This is a genomic window from Minwuia sp. (assembly GCF_048263705.1).
GTDB lineage: Bacteria > Pseudomonadota > Alphaproteobacteria > Minwuiales > Minwuiaceae > Minwuia.
In genome coordinates, this window is the sequence record NZ_JBLXDV010000005.1 from 87,180 (window position 1) to 105,047 (window position 17,868).

Consider the following 17,868-nt stretch of genomic DNA (forward strand, 5'->3'; position numbering starts at 1 on the left):
ATTGAGGCAGCCTGCCCGGCAATCGCCCCCTGTCCGCCCGATCCGGGGAAGCACAGACCCGTCGGGCTTCAAACGCTCACATATGCTGGCTTTCGATTTTTCTCAGGCGCCGCAACTCGTTGTAGGTCTCGGTTTCATCCCTCAGAATCGAGATGATGCCTTCGATCGCCCCGTTCTCGTCCTTCAGCGGCGCGACCGAGAACTGCACGGAGATCGTCGCACCCGAACGGGTCGTCGCGGGGACCGACAGCATTTCGTCAGCGTCATGGCGCGATTTTCCGGTCTTCATCATGTTGAAATAGCCGTTCCAGTGGCGCTTCCGCAGACGCTCCGGGATGATGATGTCCAGGGACTGCCCCAGGGCCTCGGCGGCCGAATATCCGAATATCCGCTCGGCACCCCGGTTCCAGAACCGGATGTGTCCCCTGGCGTCGCAATAGACGACAGCGTCCGGAATGCCAGTAATCGTCGCCACGCCCAGCGCGGCGAGTTCAGCTTCATCGAGGGGTTTCGGTTGCATGGCTGTTCCGGTCCTCCTGCTGTACTTTCTCGTCCGATCCGGCGGGATGGCGTGCGCCGTCCTCGGTGAGGACCAGCGTCATGGCGATGTCGTGCGGCTGCGGATAGATCGTCGCGATGCGCAGCCGTTCATAGCCGACACCGATGACCTGCGGACTGTCGTTGCGGATCGCGAGGGTCCGGTCGAAATAGCCACCGCCGTTGCCCAGCCGAAAGCCGCGCGAATCGAACCCGAGCACCGGCGCGATCATGATTTCGGGCACGACGGTTTCAGCACTTTCGTCAGGACAGGGGATGTTCCATATCCCCGGCACGAGCCGCTGGCCCGGAGACCAGGTGCGATAGATCAGCGGACGATTGCGCTCGACGACCACCGGCAACGCACAGCGCCCGCCGCCGGCGACAATGCTTCGGGCGAACCGCGTCAGACGTGGTTCACCCCGTATCGGGACATACAGGCCCACAGTCGTCCCCCGGAGATCGCCGAGCAGGTCCGTCAGGTGATCGGTGATGCGGTGATCCAGGGCCGCCCGCTCGGCGGCATCGATCGACTGGCGGACAGCCAGAAGACGCTCCCGCTCCCCACGCCGCCAGCGCATGACATCCCGGACTGTCTGATCCGGATCTTCGGCAATGCGTCCTGAATAGGCGGGGTCGAGTTCATGCATGAAGCATGGCGGAGAAGCGAACTCTCCCGTTTCAGTCACATTCTCCGCATCGTCATCAGCGCTCAAGAAAGTGTCTCCGCCTCAGTCCGTCCGGTATCGGAACCCCGGATGATAGGGATCCTGCACGTTGCAAACCAATGCGTGCCGGATGCGACAGCCATGCGCGATGTTCGGGGCCATCCGCCTCAACCTCGACTGTTGTCCTCGATTCCTCACGGGCAGGCCGCAGGATCGCTTTACAGATCACCGGCGACGGTCTAGAAGCGCGGCCATGATTGCACGGACACCGAAACCGACGACCACCAAGACGACCCACGATCGTGGGGCGTTCATGGTTGCGCGTTCGGTCTGAACCAGACGCAATCTGAACCAGCCCCGCGGAGTGCGGGGCAGGATTTTCCAAGGATCATCGTCCCGCATCTCCCCGCTTCAGGAGTACAGAACGATGAACGCCAATCCCAACCATAATGCCATGGCCCGCGTCGGCATTGTCGGCGCCACCGGACTCGTCGGCGAGATGATGCGCAACCTGCTTGCCGAACGCCGCTTCCCGCTTTCTTCGCTGCGCCTGTTCGCGTCGCACCGGTCGGCGGGAAAGACAATCGAATGGCAGGGTCGGAAGATCACGGTGGAAGACGCCGAAGCCGCGGACTACAGCGGCCTTGATCTGGTGTTCTTCTCGGCCGGAGGCGCGGCGTCCAAGGCGCTTGCGCCGAGAGTGGCGGCGGCGGGCGCCATCGTGGTCGACAACTCGTCGGCCTATCGCAGCGATCCCGACGTGCCGCTGGTCGTCGCCGAAGTGAACGCACATGCCCTGAACACCATTCCGAAGGGCATCGTCGCCAATCCGAACTGCACCACCATGGCCGCCATGCCGGTGCTGAAGCCGTTGCACGAGGCGGCAGGCCTGAAGCGTCTGGTCGCCAGCACCTACCAGGCGGCATCGGGTGCGGGGATCGCCGGTGTCGAGGAACTGGCGGCACAGCTTCGGGCGGCAGCGGACGGCATCGAGGCACTTGCCACCGACGGCAACGCCATCGAACTGCCTGCCCCGCGGAAGTGGTCCGTTCCCCTGGCCTTCAATGTCGTGCCCATGAACTATGTGCTGGCGGAGGATGGCTATACCGAGGAAGAGGTGAAGCTGCGCGACGAAACCCGCAAGATCCTCGAACTGCCGGACTTGCCGGTATCGGGCACCTGCGTCCGCGTCCCCGTCTTCACAGGCCATTCGCTGTCGATCAACGCCGAGTTCGAGCGCGCGATCACGCCCGAGCAGGCAACCGGCATTCTCACCGGTGCCGAAGGCGTCCTGCTGGCGGACGTACCGAACCCGCTGGCTGCGACCGGCATCGACCCTGTGATCGCCGGTCGCATCCGGCGCGATCCCACGGTCGAACATGGTCTGGCCTTCTTCGTGGTCGGGGACAATCTGCGAAAAGGAGCCGCCCTGAACGCCATCCAGATCGGCGAGGCGCTTGTCCCGCATGTCATGCAGAGACGCTCTGCCGCTGCAGGGTGAACGCCCAGTCCTGGAGGGTCATGTCATTCGATTCCGTTGGCGCGCTGCAGTTCGCGGATGTAGGCGATGATCTGCGGGATCTGTTCATCGGTGACCCCCGGCACGGGCGGCATGTTGCCGAAGCGCCAGTGGTGCTGACGGACACCGGCCCTGATCGCGGCCAGGAATGCCCCGTCGCCGTGGTGGCTGGGTTCGTAGATGATGTGAACCAGCGGCGGGCCGCCCGGACCGCCTGACGCGTTTGCGCCGTGGCACATCTGGCATTTGGCGGTGAAGGTTTCCTGCCCCGCCTGTGCCATCTCGGAGAGGGCGGGCACGATCACATCGACCTGATGTGCCAGCCGGCCGCCGTTGTTCGATGTCGCCGCGGTCTGAGGCTGTCTCAGCCACCAGATCGCGGCCGCGGTGGATGCGGCAACGGCCACCAGTATCAGGATTGCAACGATACGCATGAAGAACCTCCTCGACCTGTTCGTCGAGGAGGATGCAATTTCCGGTGGCTGGAAGGTCAAGCGATCGGGATCAGATCGCCGTATGGGCTCGTTTCAGCAGTGGTGCGCTGGTCAGGCCGCCTTTTCCATCTCGGCGGCCCATTCGCCGCGCGCGGCGGCCCAGTTCATCTTGGCACGATGCAGATAGGCACGCTGGCCGGCAGCGACGTTCTCGCTCTTGCCGCTCCAGGCTTTCAGGGCGGACTGCTGCAGGGCGCGCCCGTACGAGAAGCTCAGTGCCCAGGGTAGCGACCCCATCTTGTTCATCGCATCCAGGTGCGCGGTCGCCTCTTCCTCGGACTGGCCGCCCGACAGGAAGACGATGCCCGGCACCGCCGACGGCACACAGCGCTTCAGCGTCTGGACCGTCGCCGCGGCGACCGTCTGCACATCGGCACGCTGGCCGGCATCCTGTCCTGAAATCACCATGTTCGGCTTCAGCAGGATGCCCTCCAGTTCGACACGCTGCCTGTAGAGTTCGTTGAAAACGGCATCCAGCGTGTCCTCGGTGACCTGCTGGCACCGCGCCAGATCATGATCGCCATCCATCAGGACTTCCGGTTCGACGATCGGTACGATCCCGGCTTCCTGGCTGAGCTTGGCATAACGCGCAAGCGCGTGGGCGTTGGCATCGATGCAATAGGCGCTCGGGATATCAGCCCCGATCTTGATCACGGCGCGCCATTTGGCGAAATCGGCGCCCAGTTCGCGATATTCGGCAAAGCGTTCGCGCAGACCGTCCAGACCCTCGGTCACAGTCTCCTCCGGCGCACCGGCCAGCGGTTTGGCCCCCATGTCCACCTTGATACCTGGGGCGACGTCCTCGGCACGGATCAGATCGACCAGGGGCGTACCGTCCTTCGCCTTCTGGCGCAGGGTCTCATCGTACAGGATGATGCCGCCGGTGTAGGTGCCGTGGCCCTCGGTGCGGAACAGCATCTCGCGATAGTCGCGACGGTTGTCCTCGGTGTTCTCGACACCGATCTGGTCGAAGCGCTTCTTGATCGTACCTGTGGACTCATCCGCCGCCAGCACACCGCGCCCGTCGGCAACAATTTTCCTGGCTATGGCATTCAGATCGCGATCAGACATCTTCGTTCAACTCCGCTGTTTCAATTCGACAGGGCTGCGACGCCCGGCAGGCTCTTGCCCTCAATCCACTCAAGAAATGCGCCGCCCGCCGTCGACACATACGAAAAATCGTCGGCCACACCGGCGTGATTGAGCGCGGCGACCGTGTCCCCGCCGCCCGCCACCGAATTCAGTGTGCCGGCCTTCGTCAGCCGCGCTGCAGCCTGCGCGACGGCGACGGTGGCCTTGTCGAACGGCGGAAATTCGAACGCGCCCATCGGCCCGTTCCACATCAGCGTACGGCAATTCTCAAGTTCGGCGACCACGGCTGCAATGCTTTTCGGGCCCACGTCCAGAATCATCCGGTCCGCAGGCACGGCGTCGACGGCGACGATGGCCGCATCGGCCCCCTGCTCCAGCTTGTCCGCGACCACGGCATCCACCGGCAGGATGATGCGGCAGTTCCGGGTTTCCGCCTCCGCGAGGATCTTCTGCGCCGTCGCGACCAGATCCGGTTCCGCCAGCGATGTGCCGATCTCGACACCTTTCGCCAGCAGGAAGGTGTTCGCCATGGCCCCGCCGATGATCAGCAGATCAACCTTGCTCATCAGGTTGGTCAGCACATCCAGCTTGGTCGAGACCTTGGCACCGCCGACCAGCGCCGCCGCAGGCCGCTCCGGATCGGCAAGCGCGCCTTCCAGGGCTTCCAGTTCGGCCTGCATGCAGCGTCCGGCAACCGACGGCAGATGATGCGTCAGACCTTCGGTCGAGACATGCGCCCGGTGCGCGCAGGAAAAGGCATCGTTCACGTACAGATCGCCGATACGGGCCATCTCTTTCGCCAGCCTGGGATCGTTCTTTTCCTCGCCCGCATGAAAGCGCGTGTTCTCGAACAGCAGGATATCGCCGTTGGACAGGGCATCCGCCGCCGCCTCGGCCTTGTCGCCGACACAATCCCCGACGAAGGCAACGGGGCGTCCGATCACCTTCTCCACGGCTCCGGCCACCGGCTTCAGCGAGAGATCGGATTTCCGCTCGCCCTTGGGACGACCGAAGTGGGCCAGCATGATCACCTGCCCGCCCAGATCGGAAAGCTCGCGAATGGTCGGTGCGATCCGTTCGATCCGGGTCAGGTCCGTGACCTCTCCGTCGCGTACCGGCACGTTCAGATCGACGCGCACCAGAACACGGCGACCGGCGACATCGACATCATCGATTGTACGAAAGCTGTTCATGGGGACAGTCTTCCGCTCAGAGCAGCTTGCCCATGGCCAGTGCGGTATCGCTCATCCGGTTCGAGAAACCCCACTCGTTGTCGTACCAGCTCAGCACGCGCACGAAGTTGCCGTCGATCACCTGCGTCTGCGTCAGGTCGAAGGTCGAACTGGCCGGCGTGTGGTTGAAGTCGATCGAGACCAGCGGCGCGTCGTTGACGTCCAGAACGCCCGCCAGACGACCCGAGGCCGCGGCCTTCATGGCGTCGTTGACCTCCTCGACCGTCGTCGGGCGCGACGAGGTGAAGGTCAGGTCGATCAGCGAGACATTGTTCGTCGGTACGCGGATCGCGGTACCGTCCAGCTTGCCGGACAGTTCTGGCAGCACCAGACCCACGGCCTTGGCCGCGCCGGTCGATGTCGGGATCAGCGAAGACGCGGCAGCGCGCGCGCGGCGCAGGTCGCTGTGCAGCGTATCGACCGTGCGCTGATCGCCGGTGTAGGCATGGATCGTCGTCATGAAGCCCTTTTCCAGGCCGACCGTCTCGTTAAGCACCTGGGCGACGGGTGCAAGACAGTTGGTCGTGCAGGAAGCGTTCGAGACGACCAGGTGATCGGACGTGAGCTTGTCGTGATTGACGCCGTAGACGACGGTCAGATCGGCACCGGATGCGGGCGCGGAAACCAGCACCCGCTTGGCACCGGCTTCGAGGTGCATCGCAGCCTTGTCGCGCGCGGCGAAGATACCCGTGCATTCGAAGGCGATATCGACGTTCATCTCGCCCCAGGGCAGCTTCGCCGGATCACGTTCGGACAGGACGCGGATTTCACCTCGTCCGTAGTCCATGCCGGTATCGGTTGCCTTGACCTTGTGCGGGAAACGACCGTGAACCGTATCGTACTGCAACAGATGCGCGTTGGCCTCGATCGAGCCCAGATCGTTGATCGCGACGACTTCGATATCGTCACGGTCGGCTTCCGCCATGGCCCGCAGCACCAGCCGTCCGATGCGGCCAAATCCGTTGATTGCGACACGTAGAGTCATTCTCGCTTACCTTTCTTCACTCAGCCCAGACGGGACTTCGCTGCTTCGGCTACCGCTGCCGCGGTGATGCCGAAATGTTCGTAAAGTTTGTCGGCCGGCGCTGACGCACCGAAGCTGTTCATGCCGACGATGGCACCATTGTCACCTACATAGCGTTCCCAGCCGTAAGTGCTAGCGGCTTCGACGGCGACTTTCACCGTATCCTTCGGCAATACCGATTCGCGGTAGTCCGCGTCCTGTGCGTCGAACAGTTCCGTGCAGGGCATGGAGACCACGCTGGTCGCAATATTCTCGGACTGGAGCTGCTTCTTGGCCTCGATCGCCAGCGCGACTTCCGTGCCGGTCGCGATCAGAACGACCTGGGCGGCATCGTGCGCCGCATCAATGATGTACCCGCCCTTCGCCGAGCGGTCCTTGGCTTCCTTGCGCAGCAGGGGCGTGCCCTGACGGGACAGGGCCAGGATCGATGGTCCCTTGTCGTGCTCGATGGCCAGCTTCCAGCACTCGGCCGTCTCGACGGCATCGGCGGGCCGGAAAACGCGCACGTTCGGCATCGCCCGCAGGGATGCCAGATGCTCGACCGGCTGGTGCGTCGGCCCGTCCTCGCCCAGGCCGATGGAATCGTGGGTCATCACATAGATCACCCGCTGCTGCATCAGCGCGGACAGGCGGATCGACGGACGGCAGTAATCGGTGAAAACCAGAAAGGTCCCGCCAAACGGAATGACGCCGCCATGCAGCGCCATGCCATTCATTGCCGCCGCCATGCCGTGCTCGCGGATACCGTAATAGATATACGATCCCGCGAAATCGCCCGGCGAGACCGGTGCCATGCTGCCGGTACGGGTCAGGTTGGACCCGGTGAGATCTGCCGATCCGCCGATCAGTTCCGGCAGAGACGGCTGAATGGCCTCAATCGCCATCTGCGAGGCCTTGCGGGTCGCGACGGCAGGCTTGTCCTGCAGCAGTTTGGCGATGTGAGCTTCCAGCCCCTTCTGCCAGCCTTCGGGCAGACGGCCTGCGGAGGCACGCTTGAAGCTTTCGTGCCGGTCCTGATCCATCTCTGCCAGGCGGACGTCCCATGCGGCGGCCTTGGACGCGCCGCGTGCTCCGACCAGTCGCCACGCATCCAGAACATCGTCGGGGATGGTGAAGGGCTCATGCGGCCAGCCCAGGTGTTCGCGCGTTGCCGCGATCTCGTCCGCGCCCAGCGGGGCACCGTGGGTCGCTGCGGTCCCCTGCTTGTTGGGAGCGCCATATCCGATGACCGTCTTGCAGGCGATCAGCGACGGACGCGGTTCGTTTCTGGCGGCGTCGATGGCGTCGGATATCGCCTTGTGGTCGTGGCCGTCACAGTCCAGCACGTGCCAGCCGGAGGCCGCGAACCGCGCCATCTGATCGTCGGAACAGGAAAGATCGACAGAACCGTCGATCGAAATGCCGTTGTCGTCCCAGAGCACGACCAGCTTGCCCAGCTTCAGATGACCGGCGAGGCTGATGGCCTCGTGACTGATGCCTTCCATCAGGCACCCGTCACCGGCGATGACATAGGTGTGGTGATCGACGATCTCGTCGCCGAAGCGGGCCGCCAGAATACGCTCGGCCAGCGCCATGCCGACCGCATTGGCCAGCCCCTGCCCCAGCGGACCCGTGGTCGTCTCGATCCCGGTCGCATGCCCGTACTCGGGGTGGCCGGCGGTCTTCGCACCCAGTTGCCGGAAGTTCTTCAGTTCTTCCAGCGTCATGTCGGAATATCCGGTCAGGTGCAGCAGCGCATAGAGCAGCATCGACCCGTGGCCTGCGCTAAGTACGAACCGGTCCCGGTTCGGCCAGTCGGGGCGTCTTGGATCGAACGCCAGATGCTTGCTGAACAGAACCGTTGCAACATCGGCCATGCCCATGGGCATGCCCGGATGACCGGAATTGGCCTGCTGGACCGCGTCCATCGACAGAGCCCGGATGGCGTTCGCCATCTCGTGCGGATCAACACTCATTACTTTCAGGGCCTCGGTATTGCTGGACGTGATGTCCTTGAACCTAAGTTCCGGTGGCTATTGCTGGGGGCTTCTCAAGATGCCCCGCGAACGAACGGACAGTCGGCAAAGCGCCATCCCGGAATTCGGCGGCAAAATGACCGCGGCGACCCCAGCCGTCAACCTGCAGACGCTTTCGATGACGCACGATTGCCACAGGAAACCCGTTCTCCTTTGTTGACGCGAAATGCGGGATGTTTTTATGGTAGCGTATTAGAAGAAGCGGCTAACTTCATGCGGAACCGGCAATAATCCTGAATGACCACCTCTGAAAACAATATATCCGGCCCCTGGGCTCGGGTGATGAGTGCGCTCGAACGCCTTGAAAAAGCAGGTGCTGATGCTTCGATGCGTCGAACCGACGCACAAGCGGCCGACGCGCCGGTCGATCCGGAAATAATGGCGGAGGTCGAACGGCTTCGCGATGAGAACGAATCTCTGAAACGCGAGGCATTGAAGCTCGCCGGACAGGTCGACCGTGCGTTGGAACAATTGAGTCTGATCGAGAAGGGCTGATCAAGCATGCCTCAGGTACAGGTAACGGTGAACGGGCGCGAGCATCTGATCGGCTGCGGCGACGGGGAAGAAGACCGGGTGCGGGAACTGGCGGCCTATGTCGACAAGCGCGCCAACGAACTGGTCGATGGCGGCGCACGTGTTCCCGATGCGCGGCTGATGCTGATGACCGCTCTGGTGATCGCGGACGACCTCGCAAGTGCCTATGAGGAACTCGATTCGGCACGGGACGGCGAAACACCTGCCAGCGGTCAGGCGGACCCGCGCCTGAACGAAATCGCCGAGCGGCTGGAGAAACTGGCAAGCGGCATGGAAACGACCGCCGCTCAGTAACCGCGATCCGGGTCCACCCGGTTGATCAGCGGCTGTCCGGCCTGATCCCGGCGGATATTCTCCACCACCTGTTCGACCAGCGCACGAGGATCGGAGAACGCCGCGATGTGCGGCGTGACCGTCACTTGCGGATGCTTCCAGAACGGGCTGTCCTCGGGCAGCGGTTCGGTCTGGAAAACATCCAGTGTCGCTTCGGACACATGCCCCTCGTCCAGCATCGCCAGAAGATCCTCCTCGACGACATGGCCGCCCCGGCCCCCGTTGATGAAGGTCGCGCCCCTTGGCAGTCCGGAAAGCAGCTTGCGGTCCACGATGCCGCGTGTCTGTTCCGTCAGCGGCAGCAGGCAGATCAGGATTTCGGTGCGCGCCAGAAAGTCCGGCAGGCCGTCCGCACCGCTGAAACAGGTGACGCCGTCGACCTTCTTCGGCGACCGCGACCAGCCCGCGGTGTCGAAACCCAGTATCGCCAGATGGCGCGCGGCGTCGCCGCCCAGTTCGCCCAGCCCCATGACCCCGACCCTGCGTTCGCCGGCGTGGGGCTGCAGCAGCTCCTGCCAGATCCGGTCCCGCTGCTGCCGGTCGTACTCGCGGTGCCGCCTGTGATGCATCAGCGTGTGCATCACGATCCATTCCCGCATCCGCAGGGCCATATTGGGATTGATCACCCGGCACATGGGAATGTGCTTCGGCAGTTCCGCGTCAGCGAAGATGTGATCGACGCCGGCACCCAGCGAGAAGATGGCCCGCAGGTTCGGCAGGCTGGCCAGCAGGCCGGTCTCCGGCTTCCAGACCAGCGCATAGTCGATCTCGGCCTTGTCGCCCGTGTCGGGCCAGACCCGGAAATCCAGATCCGGAATTTCGGCCAGCAGGGTCTCCCGCCACCAGTCGTCGCGGTCGGCGTTGGAACGGAACAGCAGTGTCGTCATTCGGTATTGGTCCCCAGAACCCGGTTGTCGAAAGCCGCAGCCAGCAGCGTCTTGGTATAAAGCGTTTCGGGTTCGTCGAAGATCTTCGACGTCGCCCCCTTCTCCACCACGACACCATCCTTCATCACGATGACTTCGTCCGACAGCGCGCGCACGACCTTGAGATCGTGGGAAATGAACATGTAGGCCAGCCCGTAGCGGTCCTGCAGTTCCCGCAACAGGTCCACGATCTGCGCCTGCACCGACATGTCCAGGGCCGAGGTCGGTTCGTCCAGCACGATGAAGTCGGGCTTCAGCGCAATGGCACGCGCGATGGAGATGCGCTGGCGCTGGCCGCCCGAGAACTCGTGCGGGTAGCGGTCCTGCATGTCGCCCTGCAGTCCGACCTCCTCCAGCGCGGCAGCGATGACGTTCCGGCGCTCGGCGTCATCGCCCACCATGTCATGCACCAGCAGACCTTCCTCGATGATCTGACCGACCGACAGGCGCGGGCTGAGCGAGCCGAAGGGGTCCTGGAAAACCACCTGCATCTCGCGGCGCTTCGGCCGCATGGCCGAGAAACCCAGCCCGTCGATCCGTTCGCCCTTCCAGACGATCGGGCCTTCCGAGCGGATGAGCCGCAGCAAGGCCATGCCCAGCGTGGTCTTGCCGGAACCGGATTCACCGACAACGCCCAGCGTGCGCCCCTTGCGCACCGTCACATCAATCCCGTCGACCGCCTTCACATGCCCCACCGTCCGGCGGAAGACCCCCCGCTTGATCGGGAACCAGACCTTCAGATCGTCCGCGCTGAGCACGGTCTCGGGCTGCGGCTCGTCGGGATCGCGGACCGGACGTCCCTTGGGTTCTGCCGACAGCAGCATCTGCGTGTAGGCATGCTGTGGCTGTTCGAAGATTTCCTCGGTGGGGCCTGTCTCCACGATCTCGCCCTGCGTCATCACACAAACCCGGTCGGCAATGCGCCGCACCACGCCCAGATCATGCGTGATGAACAGGATCGCCATGCCCAGACGTTTCTGCAGATCGATCAGCAGGTCCAGAATCTGCGCCTGAATGGTGACATCCAGCGCGGTTGTCGGCTCGTCCGCGATCAGCAGTTCCGGCTCGTTGGCCAGGGCGATGGCGATCATCACGCGCTGCCGCTGACCGCCGGAAAGCTGGTGCGGATAGTCGGCCAGACGTGCCGCGGGATCGCGAATGCCCACCAGATCGAGCAGTTCGATCACCCGCTTGCGGGCCGCCTCCCGTCCGATGCGCTTGTGCAGCAGCAACACCTCGGCGACCTGTTTCTCCACCGTGTGAAGCGGGTTGAGCGCCGAAAGCGGTTCCTGAAAGATCATCGAGACCCGGCGCCCGCGGATGTTCCGCATCATGCTGTCGGGCGCGCCCACCAGTTCATCGTCCTGCAGGCGGATCGATCCGTTGGGATGAGAGGCGCGCGGATAGGGCAGCAACTGCATCACCGACAGCGCCGTCACGGACTTGCCCGATCCGCTTTCGCCGACAAGCGCGAGCGTCTCTCCCTTGTCGAGATCGAACGAAACATGACGCACCGCCTCGATCACGCGGCCCTCGATGTTGAAATGGACCGACAGGTCCCGGACTTCCAGCAGACGGCTCATGCGAAGCTCTTTCTCGGATCGAAGGCGTCCCGCAGGGCTTCGGCCATGAACATGACCAGCGTCAGCATGAAGGAGATCACCACGAAACCGGTGATGCCCAGCCATGGCGCCTGCAGGTTGGACTTGCCCTGTGCCAGCAGTTCACCCAGCGACGGCGACCCCGGCGGCAGCCCGAGCCCCAGCAGATCCAGCGCCGTCAGGGACGTGATGGCACCGGTCAGGATGAAGGGCATGAAGGTGATCGTGGCGACCATGGCGTTGGGCAGCAGATGCTTGAACATGATCACGCCGTTGCCGACACCCAGCGCCCGCGCGGCGCGCACGTAGTCGAAGTTGCGCGCGCGCAGGAACTCCGCGCGCACGACGGCCACCAGGGCGGTCCAGCTGAAGATCAGGAGGATGAACAGCAGCGTCCAGAAACCGGGGATGAACAGCGCCGAGAAGATCAGGATGATGAAGAAGAACGGCATCCCCTCCCAGATTTCGATGAAGCGCTGGGCGATCAGATCCAGCCAGCCGCCGTAGAACCCCTGCACGGCACCGGCGGCAACGCCGATGATCGTGGACAGCACCGTCAGCATGATCCCGAACAGCACCGACAACCGGTATCCGTAGATCACGCGGGCCATCACGTCCCTGCCCTGATCGTCGGTGCCTAGCCAGTTCTCCGCAGTCGGAGCCTGCGGGAACGGCCCTTCGGCCTTTGGCGTCCGGTAGTCATATTCGATCAGCGGCCACAGCGCCCAGTTGTCGCCCTCGGACAGGGCCTCGCGCATGAAGTCCTCCCGGTACTCGGCCTCGGTGGGCAGGAAGCCGCCGAACTCCTCGTCGGTATAGACGAACAGCACGGGGAACTTGAGGTCGCCCTCGTAGGAGATCATCAGCGGCTTGTCGTTGGCGATCAGTTCCGCGAACAGGCTGAGCACGAAGGCGATCAGGAACAGGATGGCCGACCAGTATCCCCGCCGGTTGCGCTTGAAGTTCTGCCAGCGCCGTTTGTTCAGCGGCGAAACCCGGAAACCCAGGACCCGGTGGGTCTCAACGCCCGACAGCGGCTCGTCGACGGTGGCATCAGACATCGCGGGCCTCGAAATCGATGCGCGGATCCACGAAGGCATAGGTGATGTCGCGGATGATGGTCATCAGCAGCCCCAGCAGCGTGAACGCATACAGAGTGCCGAACACCACCGGATAGTCGCGGTTGACCACACTTTCGAAGCCGAGCCGCCCCAGGCCGTCGAGCGAGAACAGCACCTCGATCAGGAATGTGCCCGTGAACAGCATCCCGATGAAGGCCGACGGAAAGCCTGCGATGATGATCAGCATCGCGTTGCGGAACACGTGCCCGTACAGCACCCGGTTCTCGGACAGGCCCTTGGCCCGCGCGGTCTGCACGTACTGAAGATTGATCTGGTCCAGGAACGAGTTCTTGGTCAGCATGGTCAGGTTCGCAAACGCGCCGATCGACAGGGCCATGATCGGCAGGAAGATGTGCCAGAAATAGTCGGCGATCTGGCCGATGGTCGAAAGCTGGTCGAAGTCTTCCGATACGAGGCCCCGCAGCGGGAAGATCTGCCAGTAGGATCCGCCTGCAAACAGCACGATCAGCAGCACCGCGAACAGGTAGGCCGGTATGGCATAGCCCACCACCACGACCGTCGAGGTCCAGACATCGAAGGCCTGTCCGTCCTTGACCGCCTTGCGGATGCCGAGCGGTATCGAGATCGAATAGGCGATCAGGAAAGACCAGAGCCCGAGCGAGATCGAGACCGGCATCTTGTCGATCACCAGACTGACGACCGACTGATCCCGGAAATAGCTGTCGCCGAAATCGAATTTTGCATAGTTCACAAGCATCTGGATAAAGCGCTCGTGTACCGGCTTGTCGAAGCCGAACTGCTGCTCCAGTTCCCTGATAAACTCGGGGTCCAGCCCCTGCGCGCCGCGATAGGAACTGTCCTGCACGCCCGCCCCCGCCGAGGCCGTGCCTCCGGACGCTTCCGACCCGCCGCCGCCGGTCACGCGCGCACCCGCGCCCACGGCGGTGCCCTGGATTTCGGCGATGATCTGCTCGATCGGACCGCCGGGCGCGAACTGGATGATGACGAAGTTCACCAGCAGGATCACGAACAGGGTCGGGATCACGAACAGCATACGCCTGACAAGATAGGCGATCATGCCCGGCTGCCTCCACGCACCGCGAAGTCAGTCATCCTGCGCACCCGTCTTTTCGGCCTTGGCCGGATCGAACCACCAGCTCTGCACGATGGCCCGGAGATAGGGCGGTTTCTCGGCCTTCGGGCGCGCGAACCGGTCCCAGTAGGCCAGGTTGTGCTCGCCCTTGTACCATTGGGGCACGATGTAGCGTCCCCACATGATCACGCGGTCGAGCGCCCGGAGCGCCGTCAGCAGGGTTTCCCTGTCCGGTGCGGCCAGCGCCGTCTCGATCAGCCTGTCCACCGCCGGATCGCGGACGCCGGCATAATTGTTCGTCCCGTTGATGTCGGCCTGGCGGCTGCCGAAGAAACTCCAGAGTTCGGCACCCGGTGTCTCCGGCGGGGAAAACCGCGCGGTCACCACATCGAAATCGAAGCTTTTCACCCGCTCCACATATTGCGCGGCATCGATCAGACGGATCGAGACTTCCATCCCCAGCCGTTCCAGGTTCTGCGCATACGGCCCCAGAATACGCTCGAAGCTCGGCTGGAAGATCATGAATTCGATCGTGAACGGTTCGCCGTCGGCATTGCGCAGGACGCCGTCCCGGATGTCCCAGCCCGCGTCCTTCAGCAGGCCGTGCGCGCGCCGCAGGTTCTCGCGGATACTGCCTTCGCCGTCGGTGACGGGGCCCTGGAAGGGCTGTGACAGGACCTCGGGCGGCAACGTATCCGCAAAGGGCTGCAGCAGGGCCAGTTCCGCATCGGACGGCTTGCCGGCATGGCGCAGTGTCGAATTCTCGAACACGGACTGGGTGCGCTTGTACAGGCCGTAGAAGAGATTGCGGTTGGTCCATTCGAAATCGAATGCGAGATCCAGCGCTTCCCGCACCCGGCGGTCGGCGAACCGGGGCCGCCTGGTATTGAAGAACCAGCCCTGCATGCCCGACGGTCGCCCGTCCGACAGCGTCAGGCGCTGGATACGGCCGTCACTGACCGGGACCTTGTCATCATATTCCGTCGCCCAGCTTTTCGACGTGAACTCCTCGCGCAGGTCGTACTCGTCGGCAAAGAACGCGAGCAGTGCCGATGTCCGGTCGGCGTACCAGTCGATGCGGATCTCGTCGAAGTTCCAGAGCCCCCGGTTCACGGGCAGGTCGCCCGCCCAATAGTCCGCGACCCGCGTGAGCGTCAGGGATGTCCCCTGATTGACCTTGCTGATCCTGTAGGGCCCGGAGCCCAGCGGCGGCGTCAGGGTTGTCTTCGCGAAATCCACGGTCTCGTAATAGTCCGCCGAAAGGATCGGCAGATCGCCCGCAATCTTCACGGCGAGATCCCGCGACGCGCCCTCGGCCAGATCGAAGCGCACTTCATGCGGGCCGACGGCGGTCGCGCTGGCCTTGTCGAACACGTTGCGCAGGATCGGGTGTCCCTTTTCCCTAATCGTATCCAGGGAGAAGACGATGTCCCTTGCCGTGATCGGCGTGCCGTCATGAAACCGGGCCCGGTCATCCAGCACGAACGTCACCGACCTGCCGTCTTCAGCCACATCGGCTGTCTTCGCGACCAGCGCGTAGTGCGCATCGGGTTCGTCGTACGACCGGGTCATCAGCGTTTCATGCAGACGGATTTCATGTTGCTGGACGGAGGCCGGACGCGCCCCGCGGACGATGAAGAAGTTCAGCGTATCGAACGTCCCGAGATCGCGAATCCGGAGGGTTCCGCCCTTTCGCGCATCCGGGTCAGCCCATTTGAAATGCCGGAAGTCGGAAGGATAGTCGAGATGGCCAAAGACCGAGATACCGTGCCTCGGTTCGGCGGTTGCGCCCCCCGCCAGCAACAGGAACGCAACAAGGAATAGTCCGGAAACCCTCACCGGTAGGCCTCGTTCAGGCGCTGTGCCTTTTCAGGCGCCACCCACCACGAGAAATAGTCCACGCCATACTTGGGATTCCCTTCCGGGCGACCGAACTTGTCCCAGTAGGCGATCCGGCTGGCAGAGATGTGCCAGTGCGGAATGACAATGTGCGAATGCAGCAACACCCGATCCATGGCGCGCGTTGCCGTGACCAGCGCTTCGCGATCCTTCGCGAAAACGATGGCTTCGATCAGTTTATCGACAGCCTCCGACTTGAGACCCGCGAGATTGCGGCTCCCCTCCCGGTCAGCAGCCTCCATCCCGAAGAAGTCCCGCTGTTCGTTGCCGGGGCTTTCGGACTGCGGGTAGGACCCGACGACCATGTCATAGTCGAACGCCCGCACGCGATTTTCATACTGCGCGGTGTCCACCGTCCGCAGGCTGACATCGACCCCCATCCGCTGCAGGTTCTGCGTGAACGGCAGTACGATGCGCTCGAACTGCGGATCAGCGAGCAGAATCTCGAAACTGACCGTCTGGCCTGTCTCCGGGTCGATCAGCTTCTTGTTCTCGAACCGGTAGCCGGCGTCCTTCAGCAACTTGAACCCTTCGCCCAGATTCTTCCGGATCGAACTGTCCCTCGTGCTGGGTGGTTCGTAGGGTGTGGTGAAGACCGCATCCGGGATGCTGCCGCGCAGGGGCTCCAGCAGGGCCAGCTCGGCATCGGACGGCAGGCCGCTGGAGGCCAGTTCGCTGTTGGAGAAGAAGCTTTCGGTCCGGTTGTACTGGCCGAAGAACAGGTTCTCGTTGGCCCATTCGAAGTCGAACGCGTAAGCCAGCGCCTGGCGCAGGGCGGCGTTCTGGAACACCGGACGGCGTAGATTGTAGATGAAGCCCTGCATTCCGGTCGGACGGCTGTGCGGCACCAGCGCCTTGATCACGTCGCCCTTCTTCACCGCCGGGAAGTCGTAGGCGGTCGCCCAGTCCTTGGAGCTGTTTTCGGACCGGTAGTCATAGACATAGCCCTTGAAGGCTTCGAGGATCGCCGTCCGGTCGGCGAAATATTCGAACTGCACGCGATCGTAATTGTAGCGCCCGCGGTTCTGACCCAGCTCGGCACCCCAGTAGTCCTCTACCCGCTCCAGAACGACCCGCCGGTTCGGCTCGACCTCCACCACACGGTAGGGTCCGCTGCCCAGGGGCGCTTCGAGCGTGGTCGCACCGAAATCCCGATCCTGCCAGTAGGCTTTCGAGAAGACCGGCAACTGTCCCATGATTTGCGGCAGTTCCCGATTCCCCGATTCGGAGAAGGAAAACCGGATGCGCTTCGGTCCCTCAACCTCGATCCCGGTCACATTCCGGTAGTAGTAGCGGAAGAACGGTGTCCCCTTGTCCCGCAGGATCTCGAAGCTGAACGCCACATCCTCCGCCATGATCGAACTGCCGTCGTGGAACCTCGCCTCGGGCCGCAGGTTGAACACGACCCACGAGAAATCGTCGGGATATTCGACGGTCTCGGCGATCAGACCGTATTCAGCCGAAAGCTCGTCGAGATGCGAATCCATCAGGGACTCGACGGAAAGCGCGACAGCAGCGGAACGGTTGCCCTTGGGGATGTAGGGATTGAGCGAATCGAACCCGCCGAACGCACCAAGCCGCAGCGTGCCGCCCTTCGGCGCATCCGGGTTGGCAAAGCTCAGATGATCGAAGCCTTCCTCGTACTGCGGTTCGCCGATCAGCGAGAGGGCGTGGGTCCTGGTGACGGTTTCGGCGGCTGCAGGCACGACCAATGCCAGCGCCGTCAGTGTGCCAAGAAAAACTGCCCGCATATCACCACCCCGAAACTGAAACCGACTACCGAACCTCGCGATCGATTATGACCGGAGTTGGGCCTGAT

General features: G+C 63.3%; 17 protein-coding genes. 4 read left to right on the plus strand and 13 right to left on the minus strand.

Annotation, left to right across the window (positions count from 1 at the left end):
* Positions 1-76 precede the first annotated feature (76 nt).
* Positions 77-520, minus strand: coding sequence for a PAS domain S-box protein (locus ACN0X7_RS09000; protein ID WP_417516322.1), 444 nt, complete (start codon positions 518-520; stop codon positions 77-79).
* The gene (locus ACN0X7_RS09005) at positions 498-1,253 is read right to left on the minus strand and encodes a 5-formyltetrahydrofolate cyclo-ligase (RefSeq protein WP_417516324.1); all 756 of its coding nucleotides are present in this window, start codon (positions 1,251-1,253) and stop codon (positions 498-500) included. Before ACN0X7_RS09005 ends, ACN0X7_RS09000 begins: the two co-directional genes overlap by 23 nt.
* 379 nt (positions 1,254-1,632) lie before the next feature.
* Here ACN0X7_RS09005 and ACN0X7_RS09010 point away from each other — a divergent pair, with 379 nt between their 5' ends.
* Positions 1,633-2,706: an aspartate-semialdehyde dehydrogenase gene (locus ACN0X7_RS09010; protein ID WP_417516326.1), complete on the plus strand. Its 1,074-nt coding sequence runs from the start codon at positions 1,633-1,635 to the stop codon at positions 2,704-2,706.
* 23 nt (positions 2,707-2,729) lie between these two features.
* Here the strand turns inward: ACN0X7_RS09010 and ACN0X7_RS09015 are convergent, their stop codons facing one another.
* The 5 genes from ACN0X7_RS09015 to tkt form a co-directional block, all read right to left on the minus strand.
* The gene (locus ACN0X7_RS09015; RefSeq protein ID WP_417516328.1) at positions 2,730-3,158 is read right to left on the minus strand and encodes a c-type cytochrome; all 429 of its coding nucleotides are present in this window, start codon (positions 3,156-3,158) and stop codon (positions 2,730-2,732) included.
* 111 nt (positions 3,159-3,269) lie between these two features.
* Positions 3,270-4,289, minus strand: a complete 1,020-nt coding sequence (locus tag ACN0X7_RS09020) for a class I fructose-bisphosphate aldolase (protein WP_417516330.1) — start codon at positions 4,287-4,289, stop codon at positions 3,270-3,272.
* 20 nt (positions 4,290-4,309) lie between these two features.
* Positions 4,310-5,503 (minus strand): phosphoglycerate kinase, encoded by a 1,194-nt coding sequence (locus tag ACN0X7_RS09025; RefSeq protein ID WP_417516332.1) that lies wholly within the window; start codon positions 5,501-5,503, stop codon positions 4,310-4,312.
* Positions 5,504-5,519: 16 nt separating this feature from the next.
* A complete protein-coding gene (gene gap / locus ACN0X7_RS09030) occupies positions 5,520-6,527 on the minus strand; it encodes a type I glyceraldehyde-3-phosphate dehydrogenase (protein WP_417516334.1) in 1,008 nt (335 codons plus the stop codon).
* 20 nt (positions 6,528-6,547) lie between these two features.
* A complete protein-coding gene (tkt, locus tag ACN0X7_RS09035) occupies positions 6,548-8,521 on the minus strand; it encodes a transketolase (RefSeq protein WP_417516336.1) in 1,974 nt (657 codons plus the stop codon).
* Positions 8,522-8,818: 297 nt separating this feature from the next.
* Here tkt and ACN0X7_RS09040 point away from each other — a divergent pair, with 297 nt between their 5' ends.
* Both ACN0X7_RS09040 and ACN0X7_RS09045 read left to right on the plus strand, forming a co-directional pair.
* Positions 8,819-9,076, plus strand: a complete 258-nt coding sequence (locus ACN0X7_RS09040; RefSeq protein ID WP_417516338.1) for a hypothetical protein — start codon at positions 8,819-8,821, stop codon at positions 9,074-9,076.
* Between the two features lie 6 nt (positions 9,077-9,082).
* The gene (locus ACN0X7_RS09045) at positions 9,083-9,409 is read left to right on the plus strand and encodes a cell division protein ZapA (RefSeq protein ID WP_417516340.1); all 327 of its coding nucleotides are present in this window, start codon (positions 9,083-9,085) and stop codon (positions 9,407-9,409) included.
* Here ACN0X7_RS09045 and ACN0X7_RS09050 read toward each other — a convergent pair.
* From ACN0X7_RS09050 to ACN0X7_RS09070, 5 genes are read right to left on the minus strand one after another with little or no spacing between them, the layout of a single operon-like run.
* Positions 9,403-10,335, minus strand: a complete 933-nt coding sequence (locus ACN0X7_RS09050) for a 2-hydroxyacid dehydrogenase (protein WP_417516342.1) — start codon at positions 10,333-10,335, stop codon at positions 9,403-9,405. The two genes, ACN0X7_RS09045 and ACN0X7_RS09050, sit on opposite strands and share 7 nt — an antisense overlap.
* Entirely contained in the window at positions 10,332-11,957 is a 1,626-nt protein-coding gene (locus ACN0X7_RS09055) for an ABC transporter ATP-binding protein (protein WP_417516344.1), read from the minus strand. Before ACN0X7_RS09055 ends, ACN0X7_RS09050 begins: the two co-directional genes overlap by 4 nt.
* Positions 11,954-13,036, minus strand: a complete 1,083-nt coding sequence (locus ACN0X7_RS09060) for an ABC transporter permease (RefSeq protein WP_417516346.1) — start codon at positions 13,034-13,036, stop codon at positions 11,954-11,956. The genes ACN0X7_RS09055 and ACN0X7_RS09060 overlap by 4 nt, the downstream gene beginning before the upstream one ends.
* A complete protein-coding gene (locus ACN0X7_RS09065) occupies positions 13,029-14,135 on the minus strand; it encodes a microcin C ABC transporter permease YejB (RefSeq protein WP_417516348.1) in 1,107 nt (368 codons plus the stop codon). The genes ACN0X7_RS09060 and ACN0X7_RS09065 overlap by 8 nt, the downstream gene beginning before the upstream one ends.
* Positions 14,136-14,162: 27 nt before the next feature.
* Positions 14,163-15,722, minus strand: coding sequence for an extracellular solute-binding protein (locus tag ACN0X7_RS09070; RefSeq protein ID WP_417516350.1), 1,560 nt, complete (start codon positions 15,720-15,722; stop codon positions 14,163-14,165).
* A 9-nt stretch (positions 15,723-15,731) separates the two neighbouring features.
* Here ACN0X7_RS09070 and ACN0X7_RS09075 point away from each other — a divergent pair, with 9 nt between their 5' ends.
* Positions 15,732-15,974, plus strand: coding sequence for a hypothetical protein (locus ACN0X7_RS09075; RefSeq protein ID WP_417516352.1), 243 nt, complete (start codon positions 15,732-15,734; stop codon positions 15,972-15,974).
* Positions 15,975-15,985: 11 nt separating this feature from the next.
* On the opposite strand, the gene ACN0X7_RS09080 is transcribed toward ACN0X7_RS09075, so the two are convergent.
* Positions 15,986-17,800 carry an extracellular solute-binding protein gene (locus tag ACN0X7_RS09080; RefSeq protein WP_417516354.1) on the minus strand — a complete coding sequence of 605 codons (1,815 nt, stop codon included), beginning with the start codon at positions 17,798-17,800 and terminating at the stop codon, positions 15,986-15,988.
* Between the last annotated feature and the right edge of the window lie 68 nt (positions 17,801-17,868).

What these genes read in the sequence shown, in the direction of transcription:
- ACN0X7_RS09000 (WP_417516322.1), bottom strand. Translation starts at nt 520, where the DNA reads ATGCAACCGAAACCCCTCGATGAAGCTGAACTCGCCGCGCTGGGCGTG.
- ACN0X7_RS09010 (WP_417516326.1), top strand. Translation starts at nt 1,633, where the DNA reads ATGAACGCCAATCCCAACCATAATGCCATGGCCCGCGTCGGCATTGTC.
- ACN0X7_RS09015 (WP_417516328.1), bottom strand. Translation starts at nt 3,158, where the DNA reads ATGCGTATCGTTGCAATCCTGATACTGGTGGCCGTTGCCGCATCCACC.
- ACN0X7_RS09020 (WP_417516330.1), bottom strand. Translation starts at nt 4,289, where the DNA reads ATGTCTGATCGCGATCTGAATGCCATAGCCAGGAAAATTGTTGCCGAC.
- ACN0X7_RS09025 (WP_417516332.1), bottom strand. Translation starts at nt 5,503, where the DNA reads ATGAACAGCTTTCGTACAATCGATGATGTCGATGTCGCCGGTCGCCGT.
- gap (WP_417516334.1), bottom strand. Translation starts at nt 6,527, where the DNA reads ATGACTCTACGTGTCGCAATCAACGGATTTGGCCGCATCGGACGGCTG.
- tkt (WP_417516336.1), bottom strand. Translation starts at nt 8,521, where the DNA reads ATGAGTGTTGATCCGCACGAGATGGCGAACGCCATCCGGGCTCTGTCG.
- ACN0X7_RS09040 (WP_417516338.1), top strand. Translation starts at nt 8,819, where the DNA reads ATGACCACCTCTGAAAACAATATATCCGGCCCCTGGGCTCGGGTGATG.
- ACN0X7_RS09045 (WP_417516340.1), top strand. Translation starts at nt 9,083, where the DNA reads ATGCCTCAGGTACAGGTAACGGTGAACGGGCGCGAGCATCTGATCGGC.
- ACN0X7_RS09050 (WP_417516342.1), bottom strand. Translation starts at nt 10,335, where the DNA reads ATGACGACACTGCTGTTCCGTTCCAACGCCGACCGCGACGACTGGTGG.
- ACN0X7_RS09055 (WP_417516344.1), bottom strand. Translation starts at nt 11,957, where the DNA reads ATGAGCCGTCTGCTGGAAGTCCGGGACCTGTCGGTCCATTTCAACATC.
- ACN0X7_RS09060 (WP_417516346.1), bottom strand. Translation starts at nt 13,036, where the DNA reads ATGTCTGATGCCACCGTCGACGAGCCGCTGTCGGGCGTTGAGACCCAC.
- ACN0X7_RS09065 (WP_417516348.1), bottom strand. Translation starts at nt 14,135, where the DNA reads ATGATCGCCTATCTTGTCAGGCGTATGCTGTTCGTGATCCCGACCCTG.
- ACN0X7_RS09070 (WP_417516350.1), bottom strand. Translation starts at nt 15,722, where the DNA reads ATGACCCGGTCGTACGACGAACCCGATGCGCACTACGCGCTGGTCGCG.
- ACN0X7_RS09075 (WP_417516352.1), top strand. Translation starts at nt 15,732, where the DNA reads ATGCAGACGGATTTCATGTTGCTGGACGGAGGCCGGACGCGCCCCGCG.
- ACN0X7_RS09080 (WP_417516354.1), bottom strand. Translation starts at nt 17,800, where the DNA reads ATGCGGGCAGTTTTTCTTGGCACACTGACGGCGCTGGCATTGGTCGTG.